Origin of the sequence: Variovorax sp. PDC80 (assembly GCF_900115375.1) — a bacterium.
Lineage (GTDB): Bacteria > Pseudomonadota > Gammaproteobacteria > Burkholderiales > Burkholderiaceae_C > Variovorax.
The window spans coordinates 133,607-151,651 of sequence record NZ_FOWG01000016.1 but is presented as its reverse complement, the minus strand read 5'-3'; the positions used below and the strand labels follow the sequence as shown (position 1 = coordinate 151,651).

17 protein-coding genes are annotated in these 18,045 nt (G+C 70.0%); 7 read left to right on the top strand and 10 right to left on the bottom strand.

All coding sequences use genetic code 11. From position 1 onward, the window contains the following. The first annotated feature begins 76 nt into the window (after positions 1 to 76). Genes otsB through otsA form a run of 3 tightly spaced genes read left to right on the top strand, consistent with a single transcriptional unit; the run spans position 77 to position 4,292 of the window. Positions 77 to 877: a trehalose-phosphatase gene (gene otsB, locus BM109_RS34970; protein ID WP_093353560.1), complete on the top strand. Its 801-nt coding sequence runs from the start codon at positions 77 to 79 to the stop codon at positions 875 to 877. Next, positions 874 to 2,910: a glycoside hydrolase family 15 protein gene (locus tag BM109_RS34965; RefSeq protein WP_256222981.1), complete on the top strand. Its 2,037-nt coding sequence runs from the start codon at positions 874 to 876 to the stop codon at positions 2,908 to 2,910. Before otsB ends, BM109_RS34965 begins: the two co-directional genes overlap by 4 nt. Next, entirely contained in the window at positions 2,907 to 4,292 is a 1,386-nt protein-coding gene (gene otsA / locus BM109_RS34960) for an alpha,alpha-trehalose-phosphate synthase (UDP-forming) (RefSeq protein ID WP_093353558.1), read from the top strand. Before BM109_RS34965 ends, otsA begins: the two co-directional genes overlap by 4 nt. A gap of 9 nt (positions 4,293 to 4,301) precedes the next feature. On the opposite strand, the gene BM109_RS34955 is transcribed toward otsA, so the two are convergent. Then, positions 4,302 to 4,679 (bottom strand): hypothetical protein, encoded by a 378-nt coding sequence (locus BM109_RS34955; RefSeq protein WP_093353555.1) that lies wholly within the window; start codon positions 4,677 to 4,679, stop codon positions 4,302 to 4,304. A 170-nt stretch (positions 4,680 to 4,849) separates the two neighbouring features. On the opposite strand from BM109_RS34955, the gene BM109_RS34950 reads away from it, so the two are divergent. Then, positions 4,850 to 6,334, top strand: a complete 1,485-nt coding sequence (locus tag BM109_RS34950) for an aminotransferase-like domain-containing protein (protein ID WP_256222980.1) — start codon at positions 4,850 to 4,852, stop codon at positions 6,332 to 6,334. Between the two features lie 12 nt (positions 6,335 to 6,346). Here the strand turns inward: BM109_RS34950 and BM109_RS34945 are convergent, their stop codons facing one another. The 4 genes from BM109_RS34945 to hisN form a co-directional block, all read right to left on the bottom strand. Continuing rightward, positions 6,347 to 8,482: a hypothetical protein gene (locus BM109_RS34945; RefSeq protein ID WP_093353553.1), complete on the bottom strand. Its 2,136-nt coding sequence runs from the start codon at positions 8,480 to 8,482 to the stop codon at positions 6,347 to 6,349. 166 nt (positions 8,483 to 8,648) lie between these two features. Continuing rightward, a complete protein-coding gene (locus BM109_RS34940) occupies positions 8,649 to 9,575 on the bottom strand; it encodes an ROK family protein (RefSeq protein ID WP_093353550.1) in 927 nt (308 codons plus the stop codon). 39 nt (positions 9,576 to 9,614) lie between these two features. Beyond that, positions 9,615 to 9,809 carry a DUF2905 domain-containing protein gene (locus BM109_RS34935; RefSeq protein WP_019654592.1) on the bottom strand — a complete coding sequence of 65 codons (195 nt, stop codon included), beginning with the start codon at positions 9,807 to 9,809 and terminating at the stop codon, positions 9,615 to 9,617. 9 nt (positions 9,810 to 9,818) lie between these two features. Next, positions 9,819 to 10,595, bottom strand: a complete 777-nt coding sequence (hisN, locus tag BM109_RS34930; protein ID WP_093353548.1) for a histidinol-phosphatase — start codon at positions 10,593 to 10,595, stop codon at positions 9,819 to 9,821. A gap of 154 nt (positions 10,596 to 10,749) precedes the next feature. Between hisN and BM109_RS34925 the strand changes: the two genes are divergently transcribed. After that, positions 10,750 to 11,151 carry a DUF5329 family protein gene (locus tag BM109_RS34925; RefSeq protein WP_093353534.1) on the top strand — a complete coding sequence of 134 codons (402 nt, stop codon included), beginning with the start codon at positions 10,750 to 10,752 and terminating at the stop codon, positions 11,149 to 11,151. A gap of 10 nt (positions 11,152 to 11,161) precedes the next feature. Here BM109_RS34925 and BM109_RS34920 read toward each other — a convergent pair whose 3' ends face one another. The 5 genes from BM109_RS34920 to BM109_RS34900 form a co-directional block, all read right to left on the bottom strand. Continuing rightward, positions 11,162 to 12,031: an ABC transporter permease gene (locus BM109_RS34920; RefSeq protein WP_093353531.1), complete on the bottom strand. Its 870-nt coding sequence runs from the start codon at positions 12,029 to 12,031 to the stop codon at positions 11,162 to 11,164. Then, positions 12,028 to 12,930 (bottom strand): ABC transporter ATP-binding protein, encoded by a 903-nt coding sequence (locus tag BM109_RS34915; RefSeq protein ID WP_256222977.1) that lies wholly within the window; start codon positions 12,928 to 12,930, stop codon positions 12,028 to 12,030. The genes BM109_RS34920 and BM109_RS34915 overlap by 4 nt, the downstream gene beginning before the upstream one ends. Then, positions 12,930 to 13,940: an ABC transporter substrate-binding protein gene (locus BM109_RS34910; RefSeq protein ID WP_093353529.1), complete on the bottom strand. Its 1,011-nt coding sequence runs from the start codon at positions 13,938 to 13,940 to the stop codon at positions 12,930 to 12,932. Before BM109_RS34910 ends, BM109_RS34915 begins: the two co-directional genes overlap by 1 nt. Before the next feature lie 100 nt (positions 13,941 to 14,040). Continuing rightward, positions 14,041 to 14,922 carry a TauD/TfdA dioxygenase family protein gene (locus tag BM109_RS34905; protein WP_093353526.1) on the bottom strand — a complete coding sequence of 294 codons (882 nt, stop codon included), beginning with the start codon at positions 14,920 to 14,922 and terminating at the stop codon, positions 14,041 to 14,043. Positions 14,923 to 15,645: 723 nt separating this feature from the next. After that, positions 15,646 to 16,779, bottom strand: a complete 1,134-nt coding sequence (locus BM109_RS34900; protein ID WP_093353524.1) for a class I SAM-dependent methyltransferase — start codon at positions 16,777 to 16,779, stop codon at positions 15,646 to 15,648. A 21-nt stretch (positions 16,780 to 16,800) separates the two neighbouring features. Between BM109_RS34900 and BM109_RS34895 the strand changes: the two genes are divergently transcribed. Together BM109_RS34895 and BM109_RS34890 are read left to right on the top strand one after the other, a co-directional pair. Next, a complete protein-coding gene (locus BM109_RS34895) occupies positions 16,801 to 17,601 on the top strand; it encodes an SDR family oxidoreductase (protein WP_093353521.1) in 801 nt (266 codons plus the stop codon). Positions 17,602 to 17,644: 43 nt separating this feature from the next. Next, positions 17,645 to 18,022 (top strand): dihydroneopterin aldolase, encoded by a 378-nt coding sequence (locus BM109_RS34890; protein ID WP_057591108.1) that lies wholly within the window; start codon positions 17,645 to 17,647, stop codon positions 18,020 to 18,022. Positions 18,023 to 18,045: the final 23 nt, after the last annotated feature.

Sequence of the window (18,045 nt, the reverse complement as noted above, 5' to 3'; positions counted from 1 at the left end):
TCGCGGCCCCGGCCCCCGGGCACGTCCGGTTTTGGCCGACACGGCGCGCGCGGGGGCCGTGCTAAGGTCTTTCACGATGTCCAATCCCATCCGCAGCAACGATCCGCTGCCTCCTCCCCTGGGCCGGGACGCGGCCCTCTTCCTCGATTTCGACGGCACCCTGGTGGGCCTCGCGGCCACGCCCGAGGCGATCGAAGTCCCCCCTGCCCTGGTCGCGCTGCTCGGCGACCTCAAGGACCTGCTCGGCGGCGCCCTCGCCGTGGTGTCGGGCCGCCAGATCGACGTGCTCGACCGCTTCCTCGCGCCGCTGCGCCTGCCGGCCGCGGGCGAGCACGGCGTGCAGCGCCGCGATGCCAAGGGCGCGATGCAGGAACAGCATCCGCCCGACCTGGTGCCCGTGCTCGAGATCGCCAACGAGCTCGCGCGCGTGCACGAAGGCCTGCTGGTCGAGCGCAAGCACGCGGCCATCGCGCTGCACTACCGGCTCGCGCCGCAGCTCGAGGCCGTGTGCGGCGACGCCATGTCGCGCGCCATCGCCGAGCGGCCGCAGCTCGAGCTGCTGCACGGCAAGTTCGTGTTCGAGGTCAAGCCCGCCGGCGTCAACAAGGGCATCGCCATCGACGCCTTCATGCACGAGCCGCCGTTCGCGGGCCGCGTGCCGGTGTTCGCGGGCGACGACACCACCGACGAGAGCGGCTTCGCCGTGGTGCAGCCACGCGGCGGCGTCGGCATCAAGGTCGGCTCGGGTCCGAGCCTCGCGCAGCACCGGCTCGAGTCGCCGCGCGCCGTCTACGAATGGCTGGTGCAGGCGCGCGACCAGCTCGCGAACGCGCCCTCCCCCGCTCCCGAAGAAGCTTCGCCAAGGAATCCCGCATGAGCGACACCCAGCAGGAAGAACAACAACAAGTCCCGGCCGGGCGGCACGACGATCCGCAAGCACGGCAGCTCCAGAAGGCTCCCGAGGACCGCGGCGGCGAAGCGGTGGCCGGCGCGGCCGGCCCCGACGACGATGCGCCGGTCGACGAACGCACGGCCGCCGCGCCCAAGCCGCGCGAATTTCCGCGCCCGGCCGACTGCTCGCTCAACCTCGGCGTGATCGGCAACTGCGCCTTCAGCGCGCTGGTCGATGCGCGCGCGCGCGTGGTCTGGTGCTGCCTGCCGCGCTTCGACGGCGACCCGGTGTTCAACGCCCTGCTGCATCCGGGCGAAGGCGGCGCGGCCTGGGGCTTCGAGATCGAGGACTTCGCCGAAGCCAGGCAGTGGTACGAGCCGAACACCGCCGTGCTGCGCACCCAGCTGTTCGACAGCGCGGGCCAGGGCATCGAGATCACCGACTTCGCGCCGCGCTTCTACAGCCGCGCGCGCTACTTCCGCCCGCTGATGCTGGTGCGCCGCGTGCGCCCGATCGCCGGCGCGCCGCGCATGCGCGTGGCGCTCGACCCGCGCTTCCAGTGGGGCGCGACCGAGCCGGTCGAGGTCACGCGCGGCAGCAACCACATCCGCTACGTCGGCCCCGACGTCACGCTCAGGCTGAACACCGACGCCTCGATCTCGCACATCCTCGCGCGCCAGCCCTTCGTGGTCTCGCGCGAATACAACTTCATGTTCGGCGTCGACGAGACCCTGCTCGACGGCATCGCCGACACCGCGCGCCGCTTCGAGCAGGAGACCATCGCCTACTGGCGCGTCTGGTCGAAGCGGCTCGCGATCCCCTTCGAGTACCAGGACGCGGTGATCCGCGCGGCCATCACGCTGAAGATGTCGCTGTACGAGGACACCGGCGCCATCGTGGCCGCGATGACCACCAGCATCCCCGAGGCGCCCGACAGCCAGCGCAACTGGGACTACCGCTACTGCTGGCTGCGCGATGCCTTCTTCGTGGTGCGCGCGCTCAACTCGCTGAGCGAGGTCGGCACCATGGAGGACTACCTGCGCTGGCTCGGCAACGTGGTGATCGGCTCGCACGGCGAGCACATCCAGCCGCTGTACGGCATCGGCCTGGAGCGCGAGCTGCCCGAGTCCTTCGTCGAGACCCTGCCCGGCTACCGCGGCATGGGCCCGGTTCGCGTGGGCAACCAGGCGCAGGAGCATTTCCAGCACGACGTCTACGGCAACATCGTGCTGGGCGCCGCGCAGGCCTTCCACGACCACCGGCTGCTGCAGCGCGCGGGCGAGGCGGAGTTTCCGCACCTCGAGGCCGTGGGCGAGCGCGCGATCGCGGTCTACGGCACGCCCGACGCCGGCATGTGGGAGCTGCGCACCCGCGCGCGCGTGCACACCAGCTCGGCGCTCATGAGCTGGGCCGCCTGCGACCGGCTCGCGAAGATCGCGCGCGCGCTCGACAAGACCGCGCGCGCCGAGGCCGCCTCCTCGGGCAAGCCCGCGGAGAACCGCATCAACTTCGCCGAGCGCGCCGCCTACTGGCACGGCCATGCCTCGCGCATGCGCGAGGAGATCCTCGCCAAGTCGTGGAGCGAGGAGCGCCAGGCCTTCGCCGAGAGCTTCGGCGGCCGCGAGCTCGACGCCAGCATCCTGCTGATGGCCGAGGTGGGGCTGATCGACGCGCGCGATCCGCGCTTCGTCTCGACCGTCGACGCGATGGAGAAGTCGCTGTGCGACGGTCCCTACATGCGCCGCTACGAGGCGGCCGACGACTTCGGCAAGCCCGAGACCGCGTTCAACATCTGCACCTTCTGGCGCATCGACGCGCTCGCGAAGATCGGCCGCAAGGCCGAGGCGCGCCAGATCTTCGAGACCATGCTGGCCGCGCGCAATCCGCTCGGGCTGCTGTCCGAGGACACGCATCCGGTCACGGGCGAGATGTGGGGCAACTTCCCGCAGACCTATTCCATGGTCGGCATCATCAACGCGGCGATGCGTCTGTCCGCCCCCTGGGACTCCGCCATATGAGCCGCCTCGTCGTCATCTCCAACCGCGTGGCCGATCCGCGCAAGCCCGCCGCCGGCGGCCTGGCCGTGGCGCTCGGCGAGAGCCTGCAGCAATCGGGCGGCATGTGGTTCGGCTGGAGTGGCCAGATCGTCGAGGGCGGCCCGACCGGCGAGGGCGAGCTGCGGCGCCAGCAGGCCGGCAAGGTCACGCTGGCCACCATCGACCTGAGCCGCGAGGACCACGACAGCTACTACCTCGGCTACAGCAACGACGTGCTGTGGCCGGTGTTCCACGACCGGCTCGACCTGGCCCATTTCGACGCCAACTTCATCGGCGGCTACCGGCGCGTGAACCAGCTGTTCGCGCGCAAGCTGATGCCGCTGCTGAAGGACGACGACGTCATCTGGGTCCACGACTACCACCTGATCCCGCTGGCGGCCGAGCTGCGCGCCATGGGCTGCAAGCAGCGCATCGGCTTCTTCCTGCACATCCCGCTGCCGCCGCAGATCATCATGGCGGCGATCCCGCAGCACGAATGGCTGATGCGCTCGCTGTTCGCCTACGACCTGATCGGCTTCCAGGCGCAGCAGGACGTGCAGCACTTCGAGCACTACGTGCACAACGAGGCCAAGGGCGAGAGCCTGGGCGCAGAGATGTACCGCGCCTACGGCAACACGGTGCGCGCGGCGGCGTTTCCGATCGGCATCGACGTCGACGAGTTCGCGGCGCTCACCCATGCCAAGGAAGCGCGCGACATGTACGAGACCATGAAGCGCGAGTACTCGCAGCGCCGGCTGCTGCTGGGCATCGACCGGCTCGACTACTCCAAGGGCATCCCGAACCGGGTGCGCGCCTTCCGCGAGCTGCTGGCCCACTACCCCGAGAACCGGCGCAGCGCCACCTTGATCCAGATCGCCTCGCCCACGCGCGAGACGGTCGATGCCTACGCCGACATCCGGCGCGAGCTCGAGTCGCTGTGCGGCGCCATCAACGGCGACTACGGCGAGCTCGACTGGATGCCGGTGCGCTACATCCACCGCATGGTCGCGCGCAAGCGCGTGCCGGGCCTGTGCCGCGCCGCGGCCGTGGGGCTGGTGACGCCGCTGCGCGACGGCATGAACCTGGTCGCCAAGGAGTACGTGGCGGCGCAGGACCCGGCCGACCCCGGCGTGCTGGTGCTGTCGCGCTTCGCGGGCGCGGCCGAGCAGATGAAGGAAGCGCTGCTGGTCAATCCCTACGACACCCACGGCACCGCCGAGACGGTGCAGCAGGCGCTGCAGATGCCGCTGGAAGAGCGGCGCGAGCGGCACCAGGCGCTGCTCTCGCGCATCCGCGAGCAGGACATCCACTGGTGGCGGCGCAGCTTCCTCGAGACGCTGCGCGAGGCGGCCAGCGTGCGCTGACGCGGCCGCTCACCAGCCGGTGAGCAGCTGCATCAGCCGCATCACCGGCCGCCGCGGCACGGCCCAGGCGGCCGACACCGGCTCGGCCGGCGGCTCGGCCCGCGCGGGCAACCGCCGCGCGACGGCGATCGGCGCATGGATGCGCAACTGCACCGGCGACAGCGCCGTCAGCTCGATCCAGCCGCCGTGCTCCACGCCATGCGTCTCGCCCTCGCCGAGCACCGTGTGCGCGGTCCACACGGCCTCGCCGATCCAGCGCGGCGGCGACGACACCCGCACGCGGCCCTCGGCCACCTGCAGCCAGGTGCCGGCGTCCACCGCCGTGCGGAAGGAATCGCCGGCTTCGAGGAAGACGGCATCGGGGGCTTGCGAGAGGGTGGTGATCATGGCGGTACCTCGGGTTCGGAAGTCGGTGAAGGAAGGGCTGGGCGCGCTTCGATCGTAGAAATTCCCCGGCCCGTAAAACAGGCACACGCCGGCGCGATTCGCACCGGAACAGTCAGGGCCGGCGGCCATCTGTTATGGTCGTTTTCCCTCGCAACTGCATCTGTTTTCCAATGAACGATCGCGCGAGCATCGACGCCATGGACTCGCTACCGCTCTATCGGCAACTGGCGGCGCGCTACGTGGACGCGATCCACACCGGCTCGCTCAAGCAGGGCGACCGCCTGCCCTCCCTGCGCAGCCTGATGCGGCTGCACGCCATCAGCCTGTCGACCGCACTGCAACTGTGTCGCGCCATGGAGAGCGACGGCTGGGTCGAGGCGCGCGACCGCTCGGGCTACTTCGTGCGCCGGCCGCGCCGGCTCGCGATCGCGCCGATGGAGGAGCCGCTGACCGTGCTGCCGCCCGATCCGGCGCAGTACGTGGGCATCCATGCGCGCGTGTCCGACTTCGTGGTGCGCGGCCGCACGGCCGGCGACACGCTGAACTTCGCGATCGCGCGCGGCGCGCCGCAGCTCTATCCGGCCGAGGCACTGCGCAATGCGATGACGCGCGCGCTGCGCCACAAGCCCGAGCTGCTGACCTCGGCCACGCCGCAGAAGGGCAACGCGCAGTTCCGCGCCGTGCTGGCCCAGCGCAGCCTGCGCATCGGCATGACGATCCCGCCCGACGAGGTGCTGGTCACCAACGGCTGCATCGAGGCGCTGAACCTCGCGCTGCGCGCGGTCACGCAGCCCGGCGACACGGTGGCCGTGGAGTCGCCCACCTTCTACGGCCTGCTGCAGGTGCTCGAGAGCCTGGGCCTGCGCGCGCTCGAGATCCCGACCAGCCCGCAGACCGGCATCTCGATCGAGGCGCTCGAGCTCGCGCTGCAGGCCTACGACAACGTGAAGGCCGTGGCCGTGGTGCCGCACCTGCAGAACCCGCTGGGCAGCGTGATGCCCGACGCGCACAAGCAGCGGCTCGCGCAGCTGTGCGAGCGCCACGGCATCCCGGTGATCGAGGACGACTCCTACAGCGAACTGGTCGACAGCGAGACCCCGCTGCGCGCGCTCAAGTCCTGGGACCGCACGGGCAACGTCATCTACTGCGCCTCGCTGCACAAGATCCTCGCGCCCGGCCTGCGCCTGGGCTGGATCACGGCCGGGCGCTGGCATGCGCGCGTGGAGATGCTCAAGTACGCCCAGACCCGCAACAACGAGGACCTGGCCCAGCTCGCGGCCGGCGAATTCATGGGCACGGGCAGCTACGACCGCCACCTGCGCCGGCTGCGCGAGCACCTGGGCCGCCAGCGCGAGCAGACGGCCGAGGCGATCGCGAACTACTTCCCCGCCGGCACCCGGCTCAACCTGCCGCGCGGCGGGCTGCAGCTGTGGCTGGAGCTGCCCGAGCGCATCGGCGCCAACGCCCTGTTCGAGGCGGCGCTGGCCGAGCGCATCCAGATCGCGCCCGGCGCCATGTTCTCGAACTCGGGCCGCTTCGACCACTATCTGCGCATCAACTGCGGCTGGCCCTATTCGCCGGCCATCGATGCGGGGTTGAAGCGGCTCGGCGAGCTCGCGGCGCAGTGTTGCGCCGCGGCGCGCCGGGCCGCCTGAACAGCCCGGTGCTCAGGGCGCGATCGGCGTCAGCCCCGTGGCGCCCTTCGCCGCATAGGCCGCGAACAGCGCGTTCGAGGCCGCGAGGTTCAACCGCAGCTGCTGCTTGCCGACCGCCTTCGACTTGTAGCCGAACGACACCTCGCCGCCGCGTTCGATGAAGACGCGCTCGTAGTCGATGAACAGCGCGAAGTCGCCCACCGGGCTGAAGCTCAGCACGCGCGCATCGCCCAGGGTCTCGATCTTGTAGCTGCCCGTACCGACCGCGATGCAGTTGCGCGGCGAGCCGTTGATCACGCGCTGCTGGCATTGCAGGAAGGTCACGGCGTTGCTGCCGCCGCCCGCGAAGCTCGCGCGCATCAGGTAGTTGCCGGTGTAGTAGCCGGTGATGGTGGCCGCGGTGCCCAGCGGCGCGCCGCCGACCGTACCGAGGTCGACCGAGGTGGCACCCCACCACTCGTTCTTCGGCCCACTCTGGAAGCTGCCGTTGTCGCCGTCGAGGGTGCCCACGCCGAAGACGCAGGGCACGCCCGGGCTGCGCTGGATCAGCGTCTCGAGGGTCGCGACGCGCGCGGTGGCCGGCAGCGGGTTCGCCGCGCAGGCCACGCTGCCCCGGGTGCTGTCGCCGCCTTGCGCGATGTCCGCCGGATAGAGCTGGACCTTCGCGTTGTCGCGCACGTCGTAGGCGATCGCGGTGGCGAGGTCCATGCTGCCTTGCAGGCGCAGCCGGGAGCCGGCCGGGAAGGTGGCGCTGCCGAGGTCGGCGCTGATCGCCGCCGCGCTGGCCTGCGGGCCCCAGTTGGCATAGCGCGATCCATAGGGACCGTTGCTGGTGTACGGGGAGGACTTGATGCGGTTCACCACGTCGGCCAGCTTCTGGCCCGAGATGTCGACATCGATGCGGCGCGAGCGGCTCACGCTCAAGCCGTCGCAGTAGTCCGAGATGTTGCGCCCGGCGGCGTCGCGCACGGTGGTCGTGTTCTTCGAGTCCGCGCACGCGAGCCAGCTGCGGCCGTTCCAGTGCAGGTCGCCGACCCGCGCCGGATCGCCGCCCGAGGCCCAGTGCGTGACCGTGCCGGCCACGCTGCGCTCGCGCTGGTCGCGAAAGTGCGTCAGTCCGTCCACCGGCGTGTTCTCCGCGACGGTCGAGACCAGCAGGCGGCGGCTCCAGTTGTTGCTGTCGGAGATGGTGAACCAGTCGAGGATGCCGGTCGCCGCGATGGCCTCGCCGGCGCCCACGGACGGCCCCGCGGCCAGCTTGGTGAGGCCGACGGCCACGCCGATGTTGGCCGGGCGCAGCTGGTTCTCCTGGGCGTTGGTCGCGTAGTAGGTCGACTGGCCCGCCATCAGGTCCTGGCACGGCTTGGTGCCGACACCGCCCGCGCAACTGGCGCGCGAGAACTCCTGGTTCACGAGGTTGCGCACCGAGGTCAGCTTGTCGAGCAGCATGCGCTGCGTCTCGAGCGAGATGTCGCCGACCGAGATGGTGCCGCCGCTGATGTCGGCGGTGCCGATGCTGTCGGCGAGCGTGCGGGAGATCGCCTGCGAGAACGCGACCAGCGTCGCGGCCGTGGTGGCCGAGAGCAGGTCGCCGTTGGCGGTGTAGTCGTCGAACAGGCTGCCGCCCAGGCCGAGCTGCGCGCGCAGGTTGGCTTCGGCCTCGGCGGAGGTGGCGCCCGCGCCGGTGCCCAGGTAGTGCACGAGCGTGGTCAGCGGGCTCACGAGGCCCGGCTTGTCGGCCGGTGCCTTGAGCACGTAGGCGGTCTTCACCGGCCCGAGCTCGGCATCGACGGCGTCGGTGCCCACCAGCGCGACGACCGGGTACTTGCCGGCGTCCGCGGCATCGATCTCGAGCGTGACCTTGCCCGCCGTGTCGGTCCTGCCGCTGGGCTCGCCGCTGTCGAGCAGGCCGTTGTTGTTCTTGTCGAGGAAGACGTTGGCATTGCGCAGCACGCCGTCGACCACCTTGACCTCGAGCTTCTGCGCGGCCGGCGGTGCGGGCGCCGGTGGCGGCGGCGCGACGCCGACGAAGGGAAAGCCACCACCGCCACCGCCGCCTCCACCCCCGCATGCCGCCAGCGCCAGCAACGCCGCGACGCTCGCCAGCGACATGCCCGAACGCGAGAACACCCTCTTGGAACCAGTCATGGGAACACTCCTTTTTTTGCGTCAACGAAGGTTCTCCATGAACCCCCTCGGCTCGAGTGTTCTGGCCCGCGCGCGGGCGCGCATCATCGAAATGAATGAGAGGCGGGGTGGTGGCGCGAATTCATCGCGCGAGGCCGGTGCGGGCCTGGCCCGGTGCCGGTGGCGTTCAGTCGAGCAGCGCGAGCGCCGCGTAGTCGCCGATCTTGTCGCCCAGGCCCGCGCGCACCAGCTCGACGCCGCGCGTCAGCGGCAGCAGCCGGCCGTCGATCTGCGCCTGCAGCCGCGGCAGCAGGAAGTCGCTGTGGTGCAGGAACACGCTGCCGCCGAGGCTGATGCGCTGCAGGTCGAGCGTGGCGACCAGGTTGTAGAGCAGGCGGCCCATGACGCGGCACAGCGCGTCGACCACCTCGAGCGCATGCCGCTCGCCGGCCGAGGCGGCGGCGAACAGGTCGGGCGCGGGCCGGCCGAAGCGACGGTCGATGGAGTTGCCGGCCACCAGCGCCTCGACGTCGCCGATGTTGCCGCAACCGCAGAGCGCGCCGCTGCCGTCGTCGGCCACGAAGCTGTGGCCCGCATGGCCCGCGTTGCCGTTCTTGCCGCGCAGCGCGCGGCCGTCCACGCACAGGCCCACGCCCACGCCGGTGCTCCAGGTGACGTAGGCGCAATGGTCGAAGCCCTGCAGCGCGCCCCAGTGGCGCTCGGCCTCGAGCGCGGCCACGGCGTCGTTCTCGACCCGCACCCAGCCGTAGCGCTGCGCGAGCGGCGCCTCGACCACCGCCGTCATCCAGTCGTTGGGCAGGCCGCGCGCCGGGCCGGCGATGCCGCCGCAGATGTTGGGCGTGGCGAGCTCGACCTTGCCGTCGCGCAGTTCGAAGGGGCCGGTCGAGGACACGCCCACGCGCTCGATGCTCGCGGGGTCGACGTTCTGCTCGGCGCAGATGGCATCGATCATGCGGATGATCTGCAGCGCCACCGCGTCGTTGTCGCCGGTCTTCGCGGTGGGCTCGCTGCGCCGCCCGATCAGCGGTGCATCGCTCGACGCGGAAAGGCTCACGGCCACCTTGGTGCCACCGATATCGACGCAGGCTCTCATTGCGGTTGTCTTCCTTCGTGAAATCCGGCGTTGCCGGAGCTACAGCAGCCGCGCCACCAGCGCCGCGATCATGCTGAGCACCACCGTGCTCGCGATCGGCAGTTGCCATTCGCGGCCGAAGGCGCGGAACTCGAAATCGCCGGGCAGTCGTCCGAAGCCGAAGCGGCGCAGCCAGGCGGTCAGGCCGCTCATGAGCACCAGCGCCAGGACGACGACGATCAGCCAGCGAAGCATGAAACCAGTCTAGCCCTGGAGCACGGCCAGTGCTTGTCGGTGAAGTTCGGGTGTGGCCGCCGCGATCACGCGGCCATCGGACTTCAGCCCCAGCGGCCGGCCTTCCCAATCGGTGATCACGCCGCCCGCGGCCTCGATCAGCCCGGCCGGGCCGAGGTAGTCGTAGGGCTGCAGGCCGGTCTCGACCACCAGGTCGATGGTGCCGCCCGCGAGCTGGGCATAGCCGTAGCAGTCGCCGCCGAAGCGGCGCATCGCGCACTGGCGGCTCAGCCGGTCGAAGGCCTGCCAGTCGGCGGGCGCGAAGATGTCGGGCGAGGTTGTGACGATGCGCGCCTTGGCGACCTCCGTGCAGGCGCTCGCATGCACCGGCTGGCCGTCGCGCGTGGCGCCCACGCCGGCCTGGCCGACCCAGCGTTCCTTCAGCACCGGCATGTCGACCATGCCGAACACCACGCGCCCACCCTGCAGCACGCCGATCAGCGTGCCCCACAGCGGCGAGCCGGTGATGAAGCTGCGGGTGCCGTCGATCGGGTCGAGCACCCAGACGCGCTCGGCCTCCAGGCGCTCGGCGCCGTGCTCCTCGCCGTAGATGCCGTCGGCCGGCGCGCGCTGCGCCAGCAGTTCGCGCATGGCGGTCTCGGCCGCGCGGTCGGCCAGCGTGACCGGGCTCTCGTCGGCCTTGGTGATGATGTCCAGCGGGGTGCGGAAATGGCGCATCGACTGGGCGGCGGCGGCGTCGGCCAGCGCCTGCGCGAGGCTCGGGAGATCGGCGTTGGAAGTGCTCATGGCAAAGGACTGCGGGCAAAGCGGCAGGGCGCCGCGAACCCCGGATTAGACCCGACCTTGCGCCGAGGTCCAGGCCGAACTTGGATCGGCCCGGGGTTTGACCGGCACGACACGCCGTCCTAGCATGGCCCGAAAATTGCCAAGCGGAGACGACATGACCAGCTTCCAGCCCCTGCGCCGCGCCCTGCTCGCGGCCCTGCTCGGCACCGCCGCCGCCTTCGCCCACGCCACCCCGTCCGAATCGGAACACCGGCTGATCGACACGCTGATCCAGCGCGTGGCGAAGATGGGCTCGATGACCTTCCTGCGCAACGGCAGCGAGTACAACGCCACCGAGGCCGCCAAGCACATGCAGGCCAAGTACGAGCACTTCAAGAAGGAGATCGTGACCGCCGAGGACTTCATCGAGCGCTGCGCCACGCGCTCGGAGATGACCGGCCAGGCCTACCGCGTGAAGCTCGGCGGCGGCGCGATCAAGGAATCGGGCGAGTTCCTGCGCGCCGAGCTGCACAGCCTGCGCGAGGAGGCGAAGAAGGGCGGCGCCAAGGCCGGCTGAGCACGGTCGGTCAGCGCTGCTGGCCCCACTTGCGCACCGTCAGGCGCTCGAGCGTCTTGAAGCCCAGGCTCTCGACCAGCAGTCCGATCAGCACCACCATGACCAGGCCCGCGAACACGCGGTCGGTGTAGAGCTCGTTGCGGTTCTGGAAGATGTACCAGCCCAGCCCGCCCTTGCCCGAGGAGGCGCCGAACACCAGCTCGGCCGCGATCAGCGTGCGCCAGGCGAAGGCCCAGCCGATCTTGAGCCCCGAGAGGATCGACGGCAGCGCGGCCGGCACCAGGATCTGCAGCACGTAGCGCAGGCCCGTGAGGCCGTAGTTGCGCCCGGCCATGCGCAGGGTCTCGGGCACGCCCTGGAAGCCCGCATAGGTGTTGAGCGCCAGCGGCCACAGCACCGAGTGGATCAGCACGAACACCAGGCTGCCGCGGCCCAGGCCGAACCACAGCAGCGCCAGCGGCAGCAGCGCGATCGCGGGCAGCGGGTTGAACATCGAGGTCAGCGTGTCCAGCAGGTCGCGGCCGATGCGCGTCGACACCGCGAGCGTGGTCAGCGCGAAGGCCAGCACCACGCCCGCGAGATAGCCCTGCACCAGCACCGCGAGCGAGATGCGCACCTTCTCGAGCAGCTCGCCGCTGGCCAGGCCCTCGACCAGCGCGCGCGCGGTGGCGCTGAAGGTGGGCAGCAGCAGGTCGTTGTCCTGCCAGCGCGCTGCCAGCTCCCACAGCAGCGCGATCGCGACCAGGATCAGGCCCTTGCGCAGCCAGGCCTGCGAGGCCAGGCGCGCGCCCAGCGGCAGCCGGCGCTCGACCGGCAGCTCGGTGAAGGGTTCGAGCGTGCGCTCGTACTCGGGGCGCACGGGGGGAAGGATCGCGCTCATCGGCCGGCCTCGGTGTCGTGTGCTTCGTCGAACAGCATGTCGTGGATGCGTTTCGCGGTCTGCTGGAACTCGGTGCCGCCGAGGCTGTCGAGCGTGAAGCCGTGGCTGTTGATCTCGGCGCGCATGCGCCCGGGATGCGGCGACAGCAGCGCGATGCGGTTGCCCACCACCAGCGCCTCCTCGATCGAGTGGGTGACGAACAGCAGCGTGAAGCGCACCTCGTCCCACAGCGCCAGCAGCTCCTGCTGCATGCGCCGGCGCGTGAGCGCATCGAGCGCGGCGAAGGGCTCGTCCATCAGCAGCACGCGCGGCTGCATCGCGAGCGCGCGCGCGATCGCCACGCGCTGCTTCATGCCGCCCGAGAGCTGGTGCGGATGCACGTCGGCGAATTTCGCGAGGCCCACCTTGTCGAGGTAGTGCAGCGCGCGCTCGGCCGCCTCCTTGCGGCCCAGCGTGCGCGAGGCCAGCAGCGGGAACATCACGTTCTGCCGGACGGTCTTCCACGGCGGCAGCTGGTCGAACTCCTGGAACACCACGATGCGGTCGGGCCCGGGCCGCAGCACGCGCTCGCCGGCCAGCCGGATCTCGCCCTCGACCGGCGCGATGAAGCCCGCGACCGATTTCAGCAGGGTCGACTTGCCGCAGCCCGAGGGGCCGAGCAGCACGAAGCGGTCGGCCTGGTGCACGTCGAAGCTCACGCGGTGCGTGGCGCGCACCACGCGCTCGGGCGTGCGGTACTCGAGACTGACACCGTCGACCTGCAGCAGCGCCGCCGCGGCCTCCTGCGCGCGCGCCTCGTCGCGTGCCAGCTCCGGGAAGGAGGACCCGGCCGCGGGCGCCACCCGCTGCCGGTGGGCCAGGGCATCGGCCCGCGAATCCAGCACCGCCGCCGTGCTCATCAGTTGCCCGAGGCGTTGTGCGCGTCGTCGAAGAAGTAGTCCTTCACCGAGGCCGGCTTGTTCTTGATCGCGCCCACGCGGTGCATGAAGTCGGCCAGCGCGTAGGTGTTCTGCGGCGTGGTCTTGAACTGCACCTCGGGGTTCTTGATGATCTTCAGCAGCAGCTCGCGGTCGAGCTTGGCGTTGCTGACCTTGAGGTAGATGTCGGCCGCCTTCTCGGGATTGGCACTGACGAACTTCGCGGCCTCGTCGAGCGCGTCGATGAAGGCCTTGTAGGTCTTGGGGTTCTCGTTGCGAAATTTCTCGGTGGCGTAGAGCACCGTGGCCGACGAGGGGCCGCCCAGCACCTGGTAGGAGTTCAGCACGATGTGCGCCGCGGGGTTGCCCGCGAGCTCCTGCTCCTGAAACGGCGGGTTGCCGAAGTGGGCCGTGATCTCGGTGCCGCCCTTGATGATGGCCGCGGCCGCGTCGGGATGCGGCAGCGCCACGCTGATCTTGTCGAGCTTGTTGAACTCCTTGTCGCCCCAGAGCTTGGCCGAGGCGAACTGCAGCACGCGCGACTGCACCGACACGCCGACCGCGGGCAGCGCGATGCGGTCCTTGTCCGTGAAGTCGGCGATGGTCTTCACGTTCGGGTTGTTGCTCACCAGGTAGTAGGGGAAGTTGCCCAGCGAGGCCACGCCCTTGACGTTCTGCTTGCCCTTGGTGCGGTCCCACAGCGTGAGCAGCGGGCCGACGCCCGCGCCCGCGATCTCGATGTTGCCCGACAGCAGCGCGTCGTTGACCGCCGAGCCGCCCGAGAGCTTGACCCATTCGACCTTGGCGTCGACGCCCGCGGCCTTCGCGTGCTTCTCGATCAGCTTCTGGTCCTGCGCCACGTTGAGCAGCAGGTAGACGATGCCGAACTGCTCGGCGATGCGGATCTGGCCTTCGGCGTGCGCGGCGAGGCTGCCGGCCAGGAGGCCGAGGCCGGCGACGAGGGATGCGGCCTGGCGGGTGAAGCGGTTCATGGCGGGAAGGACTCCAAGGGAAGAAATTCGGGGTGCAGCGCTCCGCGCGGACCCGGCGTCGCCGGTCCGTCGAGGACGTTCGTCTGCGGAGGTGGTCGGTCTATCGGGGCTCGTCGCCCACGATGGTGGTGCGGTTGAGCCGGCGGCGCAGGTGGTCGGGCGTGCCCGCCGCCAGGTGCATCAGCGAGCGGTTGTCCCAGAACACGAGGTCATGGGGCGCCCATTGGTGGCGGTAGACGAATTCGGGCTTCACGCTGTGCGCGAACAGCTCGGACAGGAGTTCATCGCTTTCTTCCTTGGGCAGGCCGACGATGCGGGTGGTGAAGTGCTCGCTGACGAACAGCGCCTTGCGCCCGGTCTCGGGATGCGTGCGCACCACCGGCTGCACCGCGGGCGCAACCTGGTCGATCTGCGCCTGCGAGAGCTTGGGCCGCCACGGATTCTTGGCGCGCAGTTCCTCGTACTTGGCGAGGTAGCTGTGCTCGGCCTTGAGCGGCAGGATGCGCTGCTGCAGGTCGCTCGGCAGCGCTTCCCAGGCCAGGTGCTGGTCGGCGAACAGCGTGTCGCCGCCCTCGCTCGGCAGTTCCTGCGCGTGCAGCAGGGAGCCGAGGCTGGGCTTGGGCTTGTAGGAGATGTCGGAATGCCAGTAGACGCCCGCGTCGCCGAGGCCGATGGGCTCGCCGTTCTCCTTGATGTTGGAGACGATGAGGATCTCGGGATGGTTCTTGAGCTGGAACTGGTGCAGGACGTGGATCTCGAGCGGGCCGAAGCGGCGGCTGAAGTCGATGTGCTGCTGGGGGGTGATCTGCTGGTTGCGGAAGACCAGGACGTGGTGGTCGAGGTGGGCGCGGTGGATGCGGGCGAAGTCTTCTTCCGGGATGGGGCGCGCGATGTCGAGGCCGATGACTTCGGCGCCTACGGGGGCGGGGAAGGGGCGGATCTCGAAGGATTGGGTGCGCTCGGGGACGAGGACTTGGCTCATGTGCCGCAATGTAGGCGGGGATGGGGGGTTGGGCAACGAACTCTTCGTTGAATGCTTATGACTGCTCTGGGTGTTTTTTGGGGTTTTTCTCTCTGCTTAGGCCGTTGGCCGGGTCTCGCCCCGGCGGGCGAGTCACTTTCTCTTGTCTCGCCAAGAGAAAGTAACCAAAGAGAAGGCGACCCCGCTGTCTGTGTCCCTCCGCTTCGCTGCGGGCAACCTGCGGTGCTCGGAGAAAGCGGGGGTCCGCAGAACTCGCTGCGCTGCGCTCCGCTCAGACAGCTGCGGCCCTTATCCCGCTTTCTCCTGCGCTCCTCGGCACAGCCAGAGGGGACTAGGGTCAACGCGCCGTGGCGCGTCCTTGTGTGGTGAGTGCGTATGCAGAGGCCCTGGATCTTTCACTGAGGCCGAGCGAAGCGAAGGCCCGTTGGGGTATCTGTGGCCGAGCGCAGCGATGGCCCGCCCCACCCCTCTGGCTGCGCCGAGGAGCGCAGCGTTTCGCGGATAAGGGCTCGCAGCTGTTTGAGCGGAACACAGTGGAGCGAGTTCTGCGAGACCCCGCGAAACGCGAGCACCGCAGGTTGCCCCGGAGCGAAGCGCAGGGGTCGCAGACAGTGGGTCGCCTTTTCTTTGGTTACTTTCTTTTGGCGAAGCAAAAGAAAGTGACTCGCCCGCCGGGGCGAGTCCCGGCCGACAACCTACCCAAAGTCAACAGCCGCAAAAGAATCAGAGCGTATGACTCCGATCCCCCTCACTAAACCCAACAGCCTCCCAAGCATCACCCACAGCAAACCCCACCACCTTGAACAACTCCCCCATCTCATGCTCATGCACCAGCCGAGCCCCCATAGCCCTCTCCCCCACAGAAGCCGTCTCCATCAAAGAAACCAGCCCGCAGTTCAACAGAAAGCGCGCCTGACTCGCATACCCCAACACAGCCAACCCCGCCTCCTGCCCAGCCAACGCCACCCCCGTGAAGTCAACGTGAGCAGTGATGTCCTTCAACCCCACGTCGGACAGCGGATCCCCATCCGCCCGATGCGCCCGATGGCACATCACCGTCCCCATGTGCCGCTGCGGGTGGTAGTACTCGCTCTCGGGAAAGCCGTAGTCGATCAAGAAGGCGGCCCCACGCTCGAGCCGGTCCGCCAGGGTCGCGACGAAGGCCTTGGCCTGGGGATGGATCTCGGTCAGGTAGTCGTGCTCGCCCGGCACCTCGACCGGCGGCCGCAGCTCGGTCTCGCGGTCGGCCCAGGCCCAGCCGTCGCCGGCCGCATTGCGCACCACGCCGCGCTCGAACCAGCGCCCGCCGTGGCGCGCGAGCAGTTGCACCGGCATCGCGTCGAGCACCTCGTTGCCGACCACCACGCCCTGCATCGCCGCGGGCAATTCGAGCCGCCATTCGACGCGGTCGCCGAAGCGCGCCAGCACCTGCTGCTGGCGCGCGCGCAGGGTGCCCGAGAGGTCGACGATGCGGTAGTTCACGTCGCCGCGGCCCAGGGCATCGAGCGCGTCGAGCAACTGGGCGGCGAGCGCGCCCGAGCCGGCGCCGAATTCCCACACCGTGGTGGTGCCGGTCTTCTCGAGCGCCTCGGCCAGCTGCGCGGCCAGCGCGCGGCCGAACAGCGGGGTGAGCTCGGGCGCGGTCACGAAGTCGCTGCCCGATTCGGGCATCTGGCCGAACTTGGCGAGGCTGTTGGCGTAGTAGCCGAGCCCCGGCGCATAGAGCGCGAGCGCCATGAAGCGGTCGAAGCCGATCCAGCCGCCGGCGCGCTCGACGGCACGGGCGATCAGGGTGTCGAGGGCGATGGGTAAACTGCTGTGGGTCTGTGTCGTCACGGGCACCGATTCTCCTCGCATCCTCCAGCCCCCACCTTCCGCATGAGCGCCGCGCCCTCCTCCACCGCCCCGGCCCCCGAGCGCCGCACCGTCCTCGTCACGGGCGCGGGCAAGCGGCTGGGGCGCGAGATCGCGCTGGCGCTGGCCGCGGGCGGCTGGCGCGTGGCGGTGCATTTCCGCCAGTCGCGCGCCGAGGCCGAGCAGACGGTGGCCGACTGCGCCGCGCTCGCGGGCGAGGCCCATGCCTTCGGCGCCGATCTGCTCGACGAGGCCGCCACGCGCGCGCTGCTGCCGCAGGTGGCGGCGCACTTCGGCCGGGTCGACGCGGTGGTGCACAGCGCCGCGCTGTTCGAGCACGACGACGCGGCCAGCTTCAGCTACGCGCTGATGGACCGCCATGCGCGCGGCAACACGGGGGCCGCGATCGTGCTGGCGCAGGCGCTGCACGCGCACCTCGCGCAGCGCGACCCGGAAGGCACGCTCACCGGCGCGGTGGTCCACATGCTCGACCAGAAGCTGTGGAACACCAACCCCGATTTCCTCAGCTACACGCTCTCCAAGGCCGCGCTCGAGGCCGCCACGCCGATGCTGGCGCTGGCGCTCGCGCCGCGCGTGCGCGTGGTGGGCGTGGCGCCCGGCCTCACGCTGCCGAGCCACATGCACGACGACGACAAGTTCGCGCAGCTGCACAAGCTGTCGCCGCTGGGGCGCTCGTCCACGCCGGCCGACGTGGCCGCCACCGTGCGCTTCGCGCTCGAGAACGGCTCGATCACCGGCACCACGCTGCTGGTGGACGGCGGCCAGCACCTGATGAAGTTCGAGCGCGATTTCTCGCACATGTGAGCTGAACCCGCCGCCCGCGGCACCCTTTTTCGAGCCCCACCCGATGTCACCCACCACCCCCCTCGGGCGCCAGACGCTCACCCTCAACGGCCTGCGCTTCGACGCCAACCTCGGCATCCTCGAGCAAGAAAAGGTCGCGCCGCAGCCGATCCAGGTCGATGCCGAACTCAACCTCGGCCCGCAGCCGCTGCTGCCCAAGGACGACGACATCTTCCACGTGCTCGACTACCGCAAGGTGCGCCGGATCATCATCGACGAGTGCACGGCCGAGCACGTGAACCTGCTCGAAAGCCTGATCGGCAAGCTCGCGCAGCGCCTGCTGCAGCTGCCCGGCGTGCTGGGCGTGCGCGTGAAGATCGCCAAGCTCGAGATCTTCGAGGACTGCGAGGTCGCGATCCGCATCGAAGCCGGGGAATGGTGATCCGGGGCAAAATCGCCCCCTTC